Raw genomic sequence first — 16,726 nt, forward strand, 5'->3', positions numbered from 1 at the left:
CACTGCCGACCCGTCAGGCCGCGTCCGGCTGCTCCGCCACTGACAGGGCGGCGAGCGCGGCGGACACGGCCGCCGAGGCCCGCAGATCGAGCCGGGCGCTCGTGCCCCGGGCCCGGTGCCGGAGCTCGTCGGCGGCCAGGGTCAGGAGCTGGGGCAGCAGGTCGGTGCACCGGCGGGCCACCCAGCCGGTACCGGCCGTGGCCAGCCACCGCAGGCTCGCCGACCTGGTCGGGCCGGGGAACTCGGGCTCGGGCGAGGGGGCGGGCCCCGTCGCGAGGCCGTGTTCCGCAAGCAGCGCGTGGAAGCGCAGGGCCAGCTGCCGGTGCCCGCGCTCTCCGGGGTGCAGCCGGTCCGCGCTCCACATGGCGCGGTCCGTGATCCAGTCGCCCTCGCACGCGTGCAGGTGCAGAGCTCCGTACCGGTCGGACAGGGCATGGACGACCGCGTTCACGGCCCGCTGCCGCCGCGCCAGCGGGTGGGCCAGCGCCCCCGGCAGCCCGAGCATCGTGCCCGGGTCGGGCAGGCAGGCGGTGAGCAGGACCGCGCCCTGCTCGGCGAGGGCCGCGTACACCTGGTCGAGCCGGGCCGCCACGGCCTGGATGTCGAAGGTGCAGCGCAGGGTGTCGTTGACGCCGACGACGACGGACACGAGGTCGGGCCGCAGCTCCAGCGCGGCAGGCAACTGCCGCTCCAGCACGTCCCGGGTCTGCGAACCGCTCACCGCGAGGTTGGTGAACCAGGCGGGTCCCTCGCCGAGCCCGGCGGCCAGCAGCGCGGCCCAGCCGCGCCACGCCCCGTCGCCGACGGGATCACCCACCCCCTCGGTCAGCGAGTCACCGAGGGCCACGAACCTCGGGGCCCCGTCGGACCGGGAAGGCCCCCCGAACCGCCCGGGTCTCATGCCATGCCTCCGGGCACGAACGGGCGTACGGGGACGGCCGCGTCGTGCGCGGCGAGGAACGCGTCGACCGCCGCGTCCCACCCGAAGCACTCCGCACGCGCGCGTGCCCCCTCGCGCCGGTCCGCCTCCAGGCGTTCCAGCAGCAGGTCCACGGCGTCCGCGAAGGCCTCCCCGTGGTCCGCCGCGACGGCCCCGGCGGCGCCGATCACCTCCGGCAGCGCGGACGAGGCGCTCGCCACCACGGGCGTGCCGCATGCCATGGCCTCCAGCGCGGCGAGTCCGAACGTCTCTGCGGGCCCCGGCGCCAGGGCCACGTCGGCGGACGCCTGGAGCGCGCCGAGCAGTCCGCGGTCGGAGACGTGCCCGAGGAAGGTGACCGGCAGGGCGCTCTCGCGCGCCCGCTGTTCGAGCCGGGCGCGCAGCGGGCCGTCACCGGCCACCACCAGCACCGCCCGGCGTCCGCGCCGCCGCAGCGACTCCAGGGCGTCCAGCGCCGTGCCGGGCCGCTTCTCGACGGACAGCCGCGAGCACATCACCAGCAGCGTCTCGTCCACGCGCGCGTGCCGCGCCCGCACCTCCGGGTCGCGCAGCGCGGGGTGCCGCTGCACCAGGTCGACGCCCAGCGGGGCGCGGACGACGTTGCGTGCCCCGATCCGCACGAACTCCCGCTCGGCGAACTCGGTGGTGCACACCACGCGCGCGTACGTGTGTGCCGTACGGACGTTGAGGGCGTCGGCGGCACGCCGGGCAGCCCCCTCGGGCAGGCCCCAGGTGCGCAGCACCCCGTCGGCTGTCTCGTGGGAGACCATCACGGCCGGGACCCGGGCGCGCCGCGCCCACTTGCCGGTCCACCTGAGGGTCGTGCGGTCGGACACCTCCAGCCGGTCCGGCGCGAGCTCCTCCAGGAGCCGGGCCACCCGTCGTTTGTCGGCGAGCACGCGGTAGCCGCCGGTGCCGGGCAGCAGCGGCCCGGGGAGGGTGATCACCCTCCCCTGCTCGGTCTCCCGGTCGCTCGTCCGCTCACCGGGGATCACGAGGACGGGCTTGTGCCCCGCCGCCTTGAAGCCCTTGCCGAGTTCCCGCAGGGCGGTGCGCAGACCGCCGGACGCGGGCGCGACGAAGTTGGCGAGCCGCACGATCCGAAGCGACTGGCGGCTGCTGTTGCCCGAATGCGAGTCGCTCATGCCGCCACCGCCGTCCGGCGCGCGGCGAGCACGTTCGCGTAGTGCCCGATCAGCTGGTCCCCGACGGCCGCCCAGGTACGGCCCTCGACCGCGGCCCGCCCGGCGGCGCCGAAGGCGATCCGCAGCGCGGGATCGGCCGCCAGGGCACGCACCGCGTCCCGGACGGCGGCCGTGTCGCGCGGCGGCACCAGCAGGCCGGTGCGCCCGTGGGCGACCAGGTCCAGCGGCCCGCCGGCGGCGGGCGCCACGACGGGCAGGCCGCTGGCCATGGCCTCCTGCACCGTCTGGCAGAAGGTCTCGAAGGGACCCGTGTGCACGAAGGCGTCCAGCGAGGCGAAGACCCGGGCCAGATCGTCACCGGTACGGCGGCCGAGGAAGACCGCGCCGGGCAGCGCCTGCTCCAGGCCGGGCCGGCTCGGGCCGTCGCCGACGACCACCACCCGGACGCCCTCCAGGCCGCAGGCACCGGCGAGGAGTTCGACCTGCTTCTCGGGGGCGAGTCGGCCGACGTAGCCGACGATCAGCTCACCGTTCGGGGCGAGTTCGCGACGCAGGGCCTCGTCGCGGCGGTCCGGCCGGAAACGTTCGGTGTCGACGCCGCGCGGCCACAGCTCGACCCGGGGCACACCGTGCGTCTCCAGGTCACGCAGGGCCGCACTGGACGGGGCGAGGGTGAGGTCGGCGGCGCCGTGCACGGAGCGGATCCGCCGCCAGGCGGCGGCCTCTCCGGCACCCATGTAGGTGCGGGCGTATCCGGCCAGGTCGGTCTGGTAGACGGCGACGGCGGGAGTGCCCAGGCGGGCGGCGGCGGCCATGCCGCGCACGCCGAGGACGAAGGGGCTGGCGAGGTGGACGACATCGGCACGGTGCTCGATGAGGGTGGCGGCCAGGCGGCGGCTGGGGAGGGCGACGCGGACCTGGGGGTAGCCGGGGAGCGGGAGGGAGGGGACGTGGACGACGGGACACGGCACGTCGGCGTCGGGCTTGTTCCCGGGCGCGGGGGCCGGGGCGACGACGACGGGGGCGTGACCGCGATCGACGAGGTGCCGGGCGGTCTGGAGCGCGCAGTGGGCCACGCCGTTCACATCGGGGGGAAAGGATTCGGTCACGATGACGACACGCATACCCGTGTTGTCGCCGTGCCGGACGTGGCCGCGTCAACGTGGATCTTTCCGGCCGAGGAACGTCCTATGAGCGTTCTGAGGCGCACCGCGCAGGTCAGGCCGCGTCCATACGCCCCTGACCCGCGAGTCACCCCTCGTTCACCCGGGCGGCCTGATTCCGCCCCGGCGTCCTTGCGTAGAGGGAGTCACACGCTCACACGGAGCGGCGTCACACAGCGGTCTCCTCGGGACCGATCCGGCTGCGTACGGCCGTCTGGACCTCGGCCTCCTCGGCCGGGTCGGCGGCGAGCCGGCGCAGTCGCTCCACGACACGGGTGTCTCCGGTCTCGGCGTGCCGGGCGGCGATCTCGCGGGTGGTCTCCTCGCAGTCCCACAGGCACTCGACGGCGAAGCCGGTGGCGAAGGAGGGGTCGGTGGCGGCGAGGGCGCGGGCGGCCCGGCCGCGCAGACGGGAGGAGGCGGTCTCGCGGTAGATGTGGCGGAGCACGGGCGCGGCGCAGGCGATGCCGAGCCGTCCGGTGCCGTCGACCAGGGTCCACAGGGTCGGTGCGTCGGGGCCCTCGCCCCGTACGGCTTCGCGTAGTGCCGCGAGGACCAGGTCGCGGTCCTGCACCCCGCCCCGGCAGGCGAGGACGCGTCCGGCGGCGGCGCCCAGCGCGTCCGGCCGCCTGGCCCAGCCGCGCGCCCGGTCCACGGCGGCGAGCGAGCGCATGCGTTCGAAGGCGTCGACGGCGGCGTCCACGACGACCGTCGAGCCGGTGGCCACGGCGTCCTCGATCAGGCCGAGGGCGTCGGGATCGTTGCCGTCGGCGAGGTAGCGCAGGGCGGTGCACCTGGCGCCGTCGCCGCCGTCCTTCGCCGCCTGGACGATCTCGGCCCGGTCCTCGGGCCCCGCCACGGCGGTGAGACAGCGGGCGGCCGGGATATGGAGTGCGGCGCCTCGTTCGAGGCCTTGCTGGGCCCATTCGAAGACGGCCTGCACACTCCACCCGGGGCGGGGCCCGGTCGGCCGCATCTGTCGCTGCCAGCGGTCGAAACAGCCCGTCTCGTGGGCGGCACGCACGCGTGTGGCGATGGATTCGCGCGGATCCTCTGCCCACAGCCGCCACGGCCGTGGTTCGAAGGCGTCCCGGACGGTCGCCGCCAGTTCGGCGTCGCCCTCCGGATCGGCCGGGAACCGCGCGAGGACGGGTGCGGCGAGGGCGCGCAGGCCCGCGTCGTCGTCCCTGAGGGCCAGTTCGTCGAGGGCCCAGGCCCAGTTGGAGCCGTGGGCGGCGTACCTGCGCAGCAGTTCGAGCGCGTCCCGTCTGCCGTAGGAGGCGAGGTGCCCGAGGACGGCGAGGGCGAGGCCGGTGCGCGACTCGTCGGTGTCGAGGACGTCCTCGGCATCGAAGAGGTGGGCCTCGACCGCGTCCAGCTCGCCGTTCAGGTCGAGGTAGAGGCGGGCGTAGTAGAGGGAGCGGTTCTCCACCTGCCAGTCGTGGCGGGGATCGCGCAGCACGCAGTGGTTCAACGCCGTGAGCGCCTCGGGGCGCGGGGCGGTGAGCGCGTGCAGCGTGCCGTCGCCGCGGCCCCGCTGGAGCAGGCCGAGCAGCGTACCGCTGGGCGCTATGACCGGATCGAACATGGGAAACAGCCTCACATCAAGCGTCGACGCAACCGGGGACGTGTACTACCTGGCCGCGCGACAACACGTCGGAGTGCCCGCCGTTTCCTGCTTGCTGTAGACCATCTTCCTCTGCCTCTCGTCGGTGGCCCTTGCGGACCGCGTCACGGCCCGCGCGGTGCGGCAACACCTGCCCAGCCATCACGTCCGTGAACCACGTCGTCATGATGACCCGGCACTTCCGTCTGCCGCGACCGAAATTTCGGCGGCCCCGTTCCGCCTCCCCCGTTTTCGTTGTCGTTCCAGGTCGGACTGGTCGGCTCAGCGCTCGCCGAACAGTTCGAGCAATTCCGTCCGACCGAACATCCGGGCGGTGTCGACCGCCGAGGGGGTGCCGGCGGACGGGTCGGCGCCGCTCTCCAGGAGGGCCTTGATGACGTCCGTCTCGCCCTTGAACGCCGCTCCCGCGAGCGGGGTCTGCCCCCGGTCGTTCACCCGGTCGGCCTCGGCTCCGCGGGCGAGCAGCGCGCGTACCGCCTCGGAATGGCCGTGGTAGGCGGCGAGCATCACGAGCGAGTCACCGCGGTCGTTGGTGAGGTTGGCCGGAACGCCCGCGTCGACGTACGCCACGAGCGCCTCGGTCTGTCCCCGCCGGGCCAGATCGAAGATCTTGGTCGCCAGCTCCACGACCTCGGGGTCGGGGGCTTCGGTCATCGGCCGGACCGCCTCTCACGTCACACATCACGTCGGGTTCGTACGCCTGCGAGCGGTGCAGCCGTACGAGTGAATCGCCAGGGTACTGGCTCGCGCGGCACATGACCCGATGTGCCCGAGGTAAAGATCACCCAGACCTCGCTGAGCGCGACGGCCCAGCGACCGGGCCGGGGACCCCTCCGCCGAGCGGAGGAAATAGTCCGAATTTCACCCAGTTGCACCTTTTATCGTATGGATACATCCTGTGAGCCTGGAAGTACTCATGGTGACTGTCCCCGCGAACCAGGAGAACTCAAATGATCCTCTCGATCTCAGGCGTGGTCCTGCTCGGCATCGTCGTCTTCATCTTCCTCCGCAAGGACGGCCTGAAGGCGTCGCATGCGGTGGTCGCGATGCTGTTCGGCTTCTATCTGGCGAGCACGGCCATCGCCCCGAGCATCAAGGCAGGCGGCGAGAGCCTGGCGAGCCTCCTCGGCGGAATCAAGTTCTGACACCCCCAACTCCCCGTACGCATCCCGCCCGTACGCACTCTCTGGAGGCAGCAGTGGCCCGGCGCCCCCTCCCCCGCATTCTGAGCAACGGCAGCGCGCAGCTCGCCCGGAGCCGGGAGCTGGCCCGGACGGCGGCCGACAGTGCCACCGACGTCCTCCACCCGCTGATCACGATCACGCGCGGTCTGCGCCGGCTGGCAGCGGCCGGGCGGCGCAGAGTGACGGAGACCCCCAAGGAAAAGCGGGGGGCGCTGCTGTTCCTGGTGTCCTCCGTGCTCCTGGTCGTGGCGCTGCTGCCGTACGGACCGCTGTTCGCCGCCGTCACGCTGATGGCGGCTGCGGCCTGGAAAGGCCGGGACCACCCACCGGCGGCACCCGACGGACCCGACGAGTCGCAGACAGAACGCCTCAAGGCGCTCTACGAGGCCCTCGTGCCGTACTTCTCCACCGCCGAGGACCCCGAGCCGCTCTACGCCCACGGCGGCGCGTGGGACAAGGTCTTCCCCACCTACGCGTTCGACGACGGCGGCCGGGTCTCGCACCTGGTGGTCCGTTACCCGGCGTACTTCACCGACGGCGAGGCCGAGGCCCGCGCGCGGATCGAGCACCTGCTCGCGGCGAAGTCGGGCCGCGGCCGCGAATACCACTTCACGTGGGACGAGGAGGACAACCAGTTGACGGTCAGCGTGCTCCTCCCGCTGCCCGTCGACATCGCCGCCCAGCGTTTCGTCACCACTCCCGGCGAGACGGTCCTCGGCTTCACCGACCCCACTCAGGTCCGGCGCACGCTCCCCCTCACCTACGGCGAGCAGCGGCGGGACGTGCCCCCGGTGGTCTGGCGCACGGGCCTGCGCTCGACCGAGCCCCACCTGCTCGCCCTCGGCCAGCCGGGCAGCGGCACCTCGACACTGCTGCGGTCCATCGCCCTCCAGGCCCTCCAGCACGGCGACGTGGTGATCGTCGACGGCGGCGGCACGGGCGAGTACGCCTGCCTGACCGGCCGGGACGGCGTCCTGGCCGTCGAGTGCGGGCTCACCGGGGCACTGGCCAGCCTGGAGTGGGCCGCGACCGAGACCGAGCGCCGCCTCATCGCCGCCAACCGCGCCCATCAGGCTGGCCACCCGCCGCCCGACGACACCAAGCGTCCCCTGTGGATCCTCCTGGACCGCCCGACGGCGTTCACGCACCTGGCCGCCGCGGACGACCGCAAGGACCCGCAGTCCTTCCTCCAGGTCCCCCTGCGGCACGGCCGCCCGGCGAACGTGACGGTGGTGGTGGCCGACCAGCTCGACAGCGCCGACGCCCTGATCGACGCCGTACGGCAGCACACCCGCGCACGCGTGGTCCTCGGCCCGGCGACGGCCGACCAGGTCGAATCCGTCCTCGGCGCGCCCCCGCACACCACCCCCGTCGACCAGGTCCCACCCGGCCGCGGCTACGCCCGCCTGGGTACGGGCCCGGTCCACCGCCTCCAGGTCCCGGCCACACCCAACCCCTACGACGACGCCACCTCCGAGGCCCACCGCCAGGCGGTACTGGACCTCCTCCCGCCCCGTACGACACCGGCGGACGGGGAGACGGTGCCCGATCCGGACGCGACACAGGGGGAACCCGAGCCGGTCGAACCCGAGACGGAGCCGGTGCCGGAGTCCGGGCCGGTGGCACCCGAGCCCGTTCCGGTACTGACGGAACCGACGGAACGAAAGCCGGTACCAGAGTACTGACGAAACCCACGAAGACGTCCCAGCCGCGGTCAGCCGGGCCGACCGCGGCAGTCGCGGGCTACGCCACGAACGTACGCGGCGACTCGCCCGCTCCCACGCCCCCGTCCTGCACGATCCGCGCCGCCGCGGCCAGCCGCGCGGCCGCCTCTTCAGCCACCGCGCCTCCCACGGTGAACGGCAACCGCACATACCCCTCGAACGCCCCGTCCACCCCGAACCGCGGCCCGGACGGCACCCGCACGCCCACCCGCTCCCCGGCCTCCGCGAGCCGCGACCCGGACAGACCCCCCGTGCGCACCCACAGCGTCAGCCCACCCCGAGGCACCTCGAACTCCCACTCGGGCAACTTCCGCCGCACCGCCGCCACGATCTCGTCCCGGTTCTGCCGCGCCTGCTCACGCCGCACCTCCACGGCCTGCTCCCACCCGTCCGTGCCGAACAGCCAGTTGACAGCCAGCTGCTCCAGCACCGGCGTACCGAGATCCGCGTACGCCCGCGCCGCGACGAGGCTGCGGATCACGTCCGGCGCGGCCCGCACCCAGCCGATGCGCATCCCGGCCCAGAAGGCCTTGCTCGCCGACCCCACGGTGATCACCGTCGACCCGGCCGGGTCGAAGGCACACACCGGCCGCGGCATCCGCACGTCCGGGTCGAGCCACAGCTCGGTCATCGTCTCGTCGGCTATCAGCACGGTCCCCGCGGACCTGGCCGCGTCGACCAGCCGCCGCCGCTGGTCCTCGTCGGCGAGCGCACCGGTCGGGTTGTGGAAGTCGGCGACGACGTAAGCGATCCGGGGCGCGGCGTCCCGCAGGACCTGCCGCCAGCGGTCCATGTCCCATCCGGCGAGCCCCTCGGCCATCGCGACGGGCACGAGCCGGGCCCCGGCCTCCCGCATCAGCTGAAGGATATTGGCGTACGAGGGCGACTCGACGGCGATGCGCTCGCCCCGCCCGGCGAACAGATGGCAGATCGCGTCGATCGCGCCCATCGCACCGGTCGTCACCATGATCTGCTCGGGCATGGTCGGGATCCCGCGCGCGGTGTAGCGCTCGGCGATCATCGACCGCAGCGCGGGCAGCCCGGCGGGATAGTCGCCGTGCGTGTGCGCGTAAGGCGGCAATTCCTCCAGCGCGCCCTGCACGGCCCGGGTGAGCCACGGCTCGGGAGCCGGAAGCGCCGCACAGCCCAGGTCGATCATCGAGCCGAGGGCCTCGGGCGGCAGGGGTTCCAGCCCACGCGCGGGCAGCGGGTTCCCGGCCGGTACGGCGGTCCAGCTGCCCGCACCGCGCCGGGACTCCAGGAAGCCCTCGCTGCGCAGCGCCTCGTACGCGGCGGCGACCGTCGTACGGCTGACGGACAGGGAGAGGGCGAGTTCCCGCTCGGCGGGCAGCCGGGCGGCCACCGGGACCCGCCCTTCGAGCACCAGCAGGCGGATGCCGTCGGCGAGCGCGCGGTAGGCGGGGGGCCGGCGCGTGCCGGGCCCCGCCGGGCGGTCCTGCTGGGAGTTGAGCAGCCGTGCGAGCTGCGCCGCACCCACGGCCGAGGTCCACTGCGCCATGAGAATCAGTCCACCTTCCCCGGATTGGCCATGGAGGGCCTCTCCATCCAAGCCACAGGGTGTCATGCAGCAGTCCACTACCAACAGGGGGGCACCTCATGTCCACGCAGCGGCGACTGGTCCGGCGACTGACACAGCTCTACGCCGGTCTCGCGCTGTACGGGGCGAGTTCGGCGCTGCTCGTCAGGTCGGGGCTCGGGCTGGAGCCCTGGAACGTGCTGCACCAGGGCCTCGCCGAGCGGACCGGTCTGTCGATCGGCGTCGTGCTGACCATCGTGGGCGCCGCTGTGCTGCTCGCATGGATCCCGCTGCGCCAGCGGCCGGGCCTGGGCACGATCTCCAACGTGCTGGTCATCGGCATGGCGATGGACGCGACACTCGCCCTGGTGCCCGACGCTCACGGCTGGACGCTCCGCGTGACGCTGATGGTCGCGGGGATCGTCCTGAACGGCGCGGCGACCGGCCTGTACATCGCGGCGCGCTTCGGCCCGGGCCCGCGCGACGGCCTGATGACGGGACTCCACCAGCGCACGGGCGTCTCGATCCGCCTGGTGCGCACGGTCATCGAGTTCACGGTCGTGGCGACCGGCTTCGCCCTGGGCGGCACCGTCGGCATCGGCACCCTCCTGTACGCGGTGGCGATCGGCCCGCTCGCCCAGCTCTTCCTGCGCGTGTTCGCCGTCCCCTCGGCATCCGGCGGCAGCACGGTCGTTGCCACCGGTCAACCCCGAGGAGCGATACTGCGTCCGTGACCCCGCGGATACGCCACCCCTATCTCGACCATCCCGGCCCGATCGCCTTCGCCCACCGGGGCGGGGCCGCGGACGGCCTGGAGAACACCGCGCGGCAGTTCCGGTGCGCCGTCGAGGCGGGTTACCGGTACATCGAGACCGACGTCCACGCCACCCGGGACGGCAGGCTCGTCGCCTTCCACGACGCGACTCTGGACCGGGTGACGGACGGCGCGGGCCGGATCGCCGACCTGCCGTGGCAGGAGGTACGCCACGCGCGCGTGGCGGGCGAGGAACCGGTGCCGCTCTTCGAGGAACTCCTGGAGACGTTCCCCGACGTGCGCTGGAACGTCGACGTCAAGGCGGAGGCCGCCCTGCTGCCCTTCCTCGACCTGGTCGGCCGGACGAACGCCTGGGACCGGATCTGCCTCGGCTCGTTCTCCGAGGCCCGCGTGGTGCGCGCCCAGCGGCTGGCCGGCCCGCGCCTGGCCACCTCGTACGGCACCCGGGGCGTGCTCAACCTGCGGCTGCGCTCCTGGGGGCTGCCGACGGCGGTTCGCCGCTCGGCGGTCGCCGCCCAGGTCCCCGAGATCCAGTCCGGCATCCAGGTCGTGGACCACCGCTTCCTCCGCGCCGCCCACGCGCGCGGCCTCCAGGTGCACGTATGGACCGTCAACGACCCCGAGAGCATGCACCGGCTTCTGGACCGCGGCGTGGATGGCATCATGACCGATCACATCGACACGTTGCGCAAGGTCATGGAGGACCGCGGCGTCTGGATCTGAGACCCCGGGCCCGGCGCCCCTGCGCGTTCACGGGGAAGCGAGGGCACGGGTGGGCACCGACACCGTGCGGACACCGTCGGCCGAGGATCTCAAACGCGAGCAGCGCGGCTGGTACTTCTACGACTGGGCGTGCTCCGTCTACTCGACGAGCGTGCTCACGGTGTTCCTCGGCCCGTATCTGACATCGGTCGCCGAGTCGGCAGCCGACGCCGACGGGTACGTCCACCCCCTCGGGATCCCGGTGCGCGCCGGGTCCTTCTTCGCGTACTCGGTGTCCTTGTCGGTGATCGTGGCCGTGCTGGCAATGCCGCTGGTGGGCGCCGCCGCCGACCGCACCGGCCGCAAGAAGCCCCTCCTCGCGGCCGCCGCGTACCTGGGGGCCACGGCCACGACGGCCATGTTCTTCCTGGACGGCGACCGCTACCTGCTCGGCGGGGCACTCCTGATCGTCGCCAACGCCGCGCAGTCCGTGGCGATGATGCTCTACAACTCCTACCTGCCGCAGATCGCCCCGCCCGAGCAACGGGACGCGGTCTCCTCCCGCGGCTGGGCCTTCGGTTACGCGGCGGGTTCGCTGGTCCTCGTCGCCAACCTGGTCCTCTACACAAAGCACGACGGCTTCGGCGTCTCCGAGAGCACGGCGGTCCGCATCTGCCTGGCGTCGGCCGGCCTGTGGTGGGGCGCGTTCGCCCTCATCCCGCTCCGGAGGCTGCGCGATCGCAGGTCCGCCACGCGGGAAGCGGCCCTGCCCGGCCTCCGGCAGCTCGCGGCGACCGTCCGCGACATGCGCCGCCACCCGCTGACCCTCGCCTTTCTGCTCGCGTACCTCGTCTACAACGACGGCATCCAGACGGTGATCTCCCAGGCCTCGGTCTACGGCTCCGAGGAACTCGGCCTCGGGCAGTCCACCCTGATCGGCGCAATCCTGCTCGTGCAGGTGCTGGCGGTGGCGGGCGCGCTGACGATGGGCCGGCTGGCCCGGGCCTACGGGGCCAAGCGCACGATCCTCGGCTCACTGGTCGCGTGGACGCTGACGCTGGCGGCCGGGTACTTCCTGCCGGCCGGGGCGCCGGTGTGGTTCTTCGTCCTGGCCGCCGGCATCGGCCTGGTCCTCGGCGGCAGCCAGGCGCTGTCCCGGTCCCTGTTCTCCCACCTCGTCCCGCCCGGCAAAGAGGCCGAATACTTCTCCGCGTACGAGATGAGCGACCGCGGAATGAGCTGGCTCGGGCCCCTGCTGTTCGGGCTCACCTATCAGCTGACCGGGAGCTACCGGGCCGCGATCATCTCGCTGGTGGGCTTCTTCGTCATCGGGTTCGTCCTGCTCGCGCGGGTTCCGGTGCGGCGTGCGATCGAAGAAGCGGGGAACCCGATTCCGGACAGGATTTAGCACTCGACACGAAAGGGCTGTAGTGTACGCGTTTGGCCTGCCAGGCGTACCGTTACTGCGCGTCAAAGATGCCGAAACGCTGGGTTACATCTGCTAGCAGATGTGACAAACCGGGCGCTGGTGGGTACAACAAGGGCGGCTACGACGGCGACGCATGACCCGGAACGGGACTCGGAACGGGAATCTTTACCGCCGACCGGACGTTGACCGGATGACGACGACAGCGACACCTGTCCTGTGGGCGACAAGCCCGGGAGGCACGATTCATGAGTGAGCGAGCTCTTCGCGGCACGCGCCTCGTGGTGACCAGCTACGAGACGGACCGCGGCATCGACCTGGCCCCGCGCCAGGCCGTGGAGTACGCATGCGAGAAGGGGCACCGGTTTGAGATGCCCTTCTCGGTCGAGGCGGAGATCCCGCCGGAGTGGGAGTGCAAGGTCTGCGGGGCCCAGGCACTCCTCGTGGACGGCGACGGCCCGGAAGAGAAGAAGGCCAAGCCCGCGCGTACGCATTGGGACATGCTGATGGAGCGGCGCACCCGTGAGGAACTCGAAGAGGTCCTCGAGGAGCGCCTGGCGGTTCTGCGCTCCGGTGCGATGAACATCGCGATTCATCCCCGAGACAGCCGCAAGTCGGCGTAAGTCCCTCCGGGGTCTGGCCGAAGTTACAGCGCGTCAAGGACCGCGGGCGCCGTACGTGAAGTACGGCGCCCGCGGTCCTTGACGTGTGCTCCTGCGACTACGCCGCCCTGCGGCCTCTGTCAGTGCTACTACGCCCCTATGGCTCTGTCAGTGCGCAGTGCGCAGTGCGCCCGGATGCCGGGACGGTCAGTGCGTCAGCGGCGGGCGCGGTTCCTGGGGTGAGCCGCCCGGCTCGTCCCTGATGACCTCGCCCTGGACGACCTTGCCGTCAGGGCGGTGCATACGGGCCTGCTGGAAGGCGCCGCCCAGGGTGCCCGGGTCGGCCTCGCGGATCTTGCGTTCGAAGGTGCGCTCGGCGGAGCGGCTCACGGCCTTCTGGACCGGGGGCAGCAGCAGGAGCAGACCCACCGCGTCCGACACCAGGCCGGGGATCATCAGCAGCAGTCCGCCCAGCATCATCAGGCCGTTGCCCTCGCTGTTCGGCCGGGCCGCCGCGGGCATAACGCCGCTCTGCTGCTGTTGCAGCGCCTCGGAGAGGTTGCGGAAGGCCCGCCGGCCGGCCCGCTTGATGACGACCGAGCCGAGGATGAAACCCGCCACCAGGACGAGGAAGACCACCAGCCCGCTCGACGCCCCCGCGACCAGAGTGAGCAGCCAGATCTCCAGCACGAGCCACGCGGCGATCCCCAACGGCAGGAACGTGCGCAGCCGGGAGCGCGGGGGCCGGGCGGGGTACCTGGGGGTCTGAGCGCCAGTCGTCATGCCTCCAGTGTGCCTGGACCCGGCTCAGCACGGGATAAGGCCACGATCAGCTGTTCCTGTGAGCGGCCGTCCCGCAAGGGGCTCGGTCGACGGCTACGGCTTCGACGGCTTGCCGCCGCGGCCCGTGACCTTGCCGACCCGCTCCCCCACACCCCACGCCGTGACCCGCCACAGAGCCTCGACGAGGATGTCGCGGCTCATCTTGGAGTCACCGAGTTCGCGCTCGACGAAGGTGATGGGCACCTCCACGACGTGGTAACCGGCCCTGACCGCGCGGCGGGCGAGGTCGACCTGGAAGCAGTAGCCCTGGGAGGCGACCTCGTCGAGGCCGAGGCCCTCCAGGGTCTCGCGGCGGAAAGCGCGGTAGCCGCCGGTGATGTCGCGCAGCGGCAGATCGAGCGCCAGCCGGGAGTAGAGGCTGCCGCCCCGGGAGATCACCTCGCGGGACTTCGGCCAGTTCACCACCCGGCCGCCGGGCACCCAGCGCGAGCCGAGCACCAGGTCGGCGCTCTTCAGCGCGGTCAGCAGACGGGGCAGTTCCTCGGGCTGGTGGGAGCCGTCGGCGTCCATCTCGACCAGCACGCCGTAGTCGCGCTCCAAGCCCCAGCGGAAGCCCGCGAGGTAGGCGGCGCCCAGGCCCTCCTTGCCCTTGCGGTGCAGCACGTGGACGTGGTCGTCGTCGACGGTCAGCTCGTCGGCCAGCTTGCCCGTGCCGTCCGGACTGTTGTCGTCGGCCACGAGTACGTGCGCCTCGGGGACGGCCTCGCGCACCCGGCCGACGATGCTCTTGATGTTCTCCGCCTCGTTGTAGGTCGGGATGATCACCAAGGCCGTGCCGAGCGGGCCGAACTTCCTCCCCTGGGCTCCTGCCGCGAGGGTTCCGTCGCCGTCGTTCACTGATGCCCCTTCATGTCCGTACGCAGGGGTCCACCATAGTGGGCCCGGCCTGCGATGACGTGACAGGACGTTCGAATGGTGGTGTCGAATCCGCAAGACGCGGGTAAGAATGCGCATTCCGGTGCGAACGTACGGCGGATGGGGGCCCGGTGCCCTTCGGGCCGACCTGGGATCCGCTGGCTGCGGATCGACCGAAAGCCGTTGTCTACTGAGCTCCCGGGCCCCACCCGGGTCACACCTCCCCGACCGGCCGGAACGCTGCCTCGGCGCCGCGCCGGCCTGAGCCTGGCTCCCAGTGGCGGTGCCCGGTGCGGCACACCGTCCCTGACCCGGCGGCGCTGCGGCGAGTGCGCGGACGTTCCCCGGTCGGGCGTCCGGTGGTGGACTCGGCCGAACCTACCGGCCCCCTGCGGCCGCCTGTCAACAGCCGTTTGACCTGCGCATATCCCAGCAGACCCCTGGTCGGTGCGGAGGATGCGCAGGTCGCGCGACGGGGGCGCGGCGCACGATCGCCTGCGCGCCACCCCCGTAGATCACTCGCCCGGCCGTACGAAGACCGTGCGTCCGCCCACCACGGTGCGCAGACAGACGGGCAGGTCGTGGCCAGGGGTCAGGTCAGGCAGGCCGGGGGTTCCGGAGCGCGGGTCCGTCGACCAGCGGGCGACCCGGTCGTCCGGGGCCTGGACCACGAGTTCGCCGGTGCGCCACACCGCGTAGTCGGCGGGCGCGCCCGGCGCCAGGATGCCCGCGTCGTCCCGCCCGACGGCCCGCCAGCCGCCGCGCGTGTGTGCCGTGAACGCGGCACGCACGGAGACGCGGTGCTCCGGCGTGCGGTGGAAGGCGGCGGCTCGCACCGTGCCCCAGGGGTCGAGGGGGGTGACGGGAGTGTCGGAACCGAAGGCGAGCGGCACACCGGCGCGCAGGAGCGCCGCGTAAGGGTTCATCCCACGCGCCCGCTCGCCCCCAAGCCGCTGCGCGTACATGCCGTTCTCGCCACCCCACAGGGCGTCGAAGGCGGGCTGGACCGAGGCCGTGAGACCGAGCTCGGCGAAGGCCCCGACGGTCTCGGGCGTGAGCATCTCGGCGTGCTCGACCCGGTGGCGGGCGGCCCGGACACGGGCGAGACCGACCTTCTCGGCGGCGGCCCGCACACCCTCGACCACGGAGTCGACCGCCGCGTCGCCGATGGCGTGGAAGCCGGCCTGAAGGCCCGCCTCGGTACAGGCCACGACGTGGGCGGCGACGGCGGCGGTGCCCAGATAGGCCCGGCCGGTGTGGTCGGCGTCGGCGTACGGCTGGTGCAGGCAGGCCGTGTGCGAGCCGAGGGAGCCGTCGACGAACAGGTCACCCGCGGCGCCGGCCGCGCCCAGCTCCCGGGCCTTGGTGACATCCTCCTCGGCCCAGTAGCCGACGACGCGCGGACCGGGCTCCTCGGCGGCGAGGCGCAGCAGGCCGGTGAAGTCGTCCTCGGAGGAGACCTCCGGACCGCCGCACTCGTGGATCGTGCCGATGCCGAGCGAGACGGCGTGCGCGAGGGCGGCGCGCTGGGCGTCGGTGCGCTGCCGAGGCGTCACGGCCGCGAACGCGGCGGCGCGGACGGCGTGGTGCGCGTCGGCGGTGAGCGGTCCGTCCTCGCGGGGGGCGTCGGGGACCAGGTCGAGCAGGGCCGTCGTGACGACCGCCGAGTGGACGTCGATCCGGCTGAGGTAGAGGGGCCGGTGGCCGGTGGCCTCGTCGAGTTCGGCTCGCGTCGGGGGACGGCCGCCGGGCCAGCGGGCAGTGTCCCAGCCGTGCCCGAGCAGCACACGGTCGTCAGGCCGGGCGGCGGCGAAGTCGCGTACGAGGGTGAGGGCGGCCTCCAGGGAGGGCGCGCCGGACAGGTCCAGGCCGGTGAGGGCGAGCCCGGTGGCCGTGGTGTGCACGTGCGCATCGGTGAAGGCCGGGGTGACCAACGCCCCATCGAGGTCGACCACCTCGTCCACACCGTCGGCGAAGGCATCAGCGGCCCCCTCGGACCCCACCCAGGCAACCTGCCCCCGCTCCACGACCATCGCGGTAGCGAACGGATCGGCAGGGCTGTGCACCTCTCCACGACGGAGCAGAACGGTCTTCGGCGGGGTACTGGACTCACTCATGGAGCACAGTCTCACAGGGCCGGGTCCAACGCCCTGAATCAGGGGCGCGGGGGCTGTATCGATCTGCGGCTCCGCCGCGTGGGCGC

Annotated in this window: 15 protein-coding genes; 6 read left to right on the plus strand and 9 right to left on the minus strand. The window is 72.9% G+C overall.

Annotation, left to right across the window (positions count from 1 at the left end; all coding sequences use genetic code 11):
- Positions 1–13 precede the first annotated feature (13 nt).
- The 5 genes from AOQ53_RS07450 to AOQ53_RS07470 form a co-directional block, all read right to left on the minus strand.
- Positions 14–901, minus strand: coding sequence for an SGNH/GDSL hydrolase family protein (locus AOQ53_RS07450; protein ID WP_059416077.1), 888 nt, complete (start codon positions 899–901; stop codon positions 14–16).
- Positions 898–2,085, minus strand: a complete 1,188-nt coding sequence (locus AOQ53_RS07455) for a glycosyltransferase (protein WP_059416078.1) — start codon at positions 2,083–2,085, stop codon at positions 898–900. The genes AOQ53_RS07450 and AOQ53_RS07455 overlap by 4 nt, the downstream gene beginning before the upstream one ends.
- A complete protein-coding gene (locus tag AOQ53_RS07460) occupies positions 2,082–3,209 on the minus strand; it encodes a glycosyltransferase family 4 protein (protein WP_059416080.1) in 1,128 nt (375 codons plus the stop codon). The genes AOQ53_RS07455 and AOQ53_RS07460 overlap by 4 nt, the downstream gene beginning before the upstream one ends.
- A 208-nt stretch (positions 3,210–3,417) precedes the next feature.
- Positions 3,418–4,836, minus strand: coding sequence for a hypothetical protein (locus AOQ53_RS07465; protein WP_059416081.1), 1,419 nt, complete (start codon positions 4,834–4,836; stop codon positions 3,418–3,420).
- Between the two features lie 300 nt (positions 4,837–5,136).
- Positions 5,137–5,529 (minus strand): ankyrin repeat domain-containing protein, encoded by a 393-nt coding sequence (locus AOQ53_RS07470; protein ID WP_059416082.1) that lies wholly within the window; start codon positions 5,527–5,529, stop codon positions 5,137–5,139.
- 296 nt (positions 5,530–5,825) lie between these two features.
- On the opposite strand from AOQ53_RS07470, the gene AOQ53_RS07475 reads away from it, so the two are divergent.
- Together AOQ53_RS07475 and AOQ53_RS07480 are read left to right on the plus strand one after the other, a co-directional pair.
- Positions 5,826–6,020: a hypothetical protein gene (locus AOQ53_RS07475; RefSeq protein ID WP_059416083.1), complete on the plus strand. Its 195-nt coding sequence runs from the start codon at positions 5,826–5,828 to the stop codon at positions 6,018–6,020.
- 53 nt (positions 6,021–6,073) lie between these two features.
- Positions 6,074–7,744, plus strand: coding sequence for a P-loop NTPase family protein (locus tag AOQ53_RS07480; RefSeq protein WP_059416085.1), 1,671 nt, complete (start codon positions 6,074–6,076; stop codon positions 7,742–7,744).
- A 58-nt stretch (positions 7,745–7,802) separates the two neighbouring features.
- Here AOQ53_RS07480 and AOQ53_RS07485 read toward each other — a convergent pair whose 3' ends face one another.
- Positions 7,803–9,302, minus strand: a complete 1,500-nt coding sequence (locus tag AOQ53_RS07485; RefSeq protein ID WP_059416087.1) for an SCO1417 family PLP biosynthesis transcription factor — start codon at positions 9,300–9,302, stop codon at positions 7,803–7,805.
- Positions 9,303–9,400: 98 nt separating this feature from the next.
- On the opposite strand from AOQ53_RS07485, the gene yczE reads away from it, so the two are divergent.
- The 4 genes from yczE (at position 9,401) to AOQ53_RS07505 (ending at position 12,846) form a co-directional block, all read left to right on the plus strand.
- Positions 9,401–10,054 (plus strand): membrane protein YczE, encoded by a 654-nt coding sequence (gene yczE / locus AOQ53_RS07490; RefSeq protein ID WP_059416089.1) that lies wholly within the window; start codon positions 9,401–9,403, stop codon positions 10,052–10,054.
- Complete coding sequence (locus AOQ53_RS07495) at positions 10,051–10,818, plus strand: glycerophosphodiester phosphodiesterase (protein WP_059416090.1); 768 nt, start codon at positions 10,051–10,053, stop codon at positions 10,816–10,818. The genes yczE and AOQ53_RS07495 overlap by 4 nt, the downstream gene beginning before the upstream one ends.
- 49 nt (positions 10,819–10,867) lie before the next feature.
- Complete coding sequence (locus AOQ53_RS07500; protein WP_059416091.1) at positions 10,868–12,205, plus strand: MFS transporter; 1,338 nt, start codon at positions 10,868–10,870, stop codon at positions 12,203–12,205.
- Positions 12,206–12,471: 266 nt separating this feature from the next.
- Positions 12,472–12,846: an RNA polymerase-binding protein RbpA gene (locus tag AOQ53_RS07505; RefSeq protein WP_010046329.1), complete on the plus strand. Its 375-nt coding sequence runs from the start codon at positions 12,472–12,474 to the stop codon at positions 12,844–12,846.
- A gap of 186 nt (positions 12,847–13,032) precedes the next feature.
- Here AOQ53_RS07505 and fxsA read toward each other — a convergent pair whose 3' ends face one another.
- From fxsA to AOQ53_RS07520, 3 genes are all read right to left on the minus strand, one after another.
- A complete protein-coding gene (gene fxsA / locus AOQ53_RS07510) occupies positions 13,033–13,608 on the minus strand; it encodes an FxsA family membrane protein (RefSeq protein WP_059416092.1) in 576 nt (191 codons plus the stop codon).
- Between the two features lie 93 nt (positions 13,609–13,701).
- Positions 13,702–14,505 carry a polyprenol monophosphomannose synthase gene (locus AOQ53_RS07515; RefSeq protein ID WP_059416095.1) on the minus strand — a complete coding sequence of 268 codons (804 nt, stop codon included), beginning with the start codon at positions 14,503–14,505 and terminating at the stop codon, positions 13,702–13,704.
- 533 nt (positions 14,506–15,038) lie between these two features.
- Positions 15,039–16,640: an amidohydrolase gene (locus tag AOQ53_RS07520; RefSeq protein ID WP_059416097.1), complete on the minus strand. Its 1,602-nt coding sequence runs from the start codon at positions 16,638–16,640 to the stop codon at positions 15,039–15,041.
- Positions 16,641–16,726 lie beyond the last annotated feature (86 nt).

Source organism: Streptomyces azureus, from assembly GCF_001270025.1.
GTDB lineage: Bacteria > Actinomycetota > Actinomycetes > Streptomycetales > Streptomycetaceae > Streptomyces > Streptomyces azureus.

Coding starts and splice junctions, on each gene's coding strand:
- AOQ53_RS07450 (WP_059416077.1), bottom strand. CDS start 901: ATGAGACCCGGGCGGTTCGGGGGGCCTTCCCGGTCCGACGGGGCCCCG.
- AOQ53_RS07455 (WP_059416078.1), bottom strand. CDS start 2,085: ATGAGCGACTCGCATTCGGGCAACAGCAGCCGCCAGTCGCTTCGGATC.
- AOQ53_RS07460 (WP_059416080.1), bottom strand. CDS start 3,209: ATGCGTGTCGTCATCGTGACCGAATCCTTTCCCCCCGATGTGAACGGC.
- AOQ53_RS07465 (WP_059416081.1), bottom strand. CDS start 4,836: ATGTTCGATCCGGTCATAGCGCCCAGCGGTACGCTGCTCGGCCTGCTC.
- AOQ53_RS07470 (WP_059416082.1), bottom strand. CDS start 5,529: ATGACCGAAGCCCCCGACCCCGAGGTCGTGGAGCTGGCGACCAAGATC.
- AOQ53_RS07475 (WP_059416083.1), top strand. CDS start 5,826: ATGATCCTCTCGATCTCAGGCGTGGTCCTGCTCGGCATCGTCGTCTTC.
- AOQ53_RS07485 (WP_059416087.1), bottom strand. CDS start 9,302: ATGGCGCAGTGGACCTCGGCCGTGGGTGCGGCGCAGCTCGCACGGCTG.
- yczE (WP_059416089.1), top strand. CDS start 9,401: ATGTCCACGCAGCGGCGACTGGTCCGGCGACTGACACAGCTCTACGCC.
- AOQ53_RS07505 (WP_010046329.1), top strand. CDS start 12,472: ATGAGTGAGCGAGCTCTTCGCGGCACGCGCCTCGTGGTGACCAGCTAC.
- fxsA (WP_059416092.1), bottom strand. CDS start 13,608: ATGACGACTGGCGCTCAGACCCCCAGGTACCCCGCCCGGCCCCCGCGC.
- AOQ53_RS07520 (WP_059416097.1), bottom strand. CDS start 16,640: ATGAGTGAGTCCAGTACCCCGCCGAAGACCGTTCTGCTCCGTCGTGGA.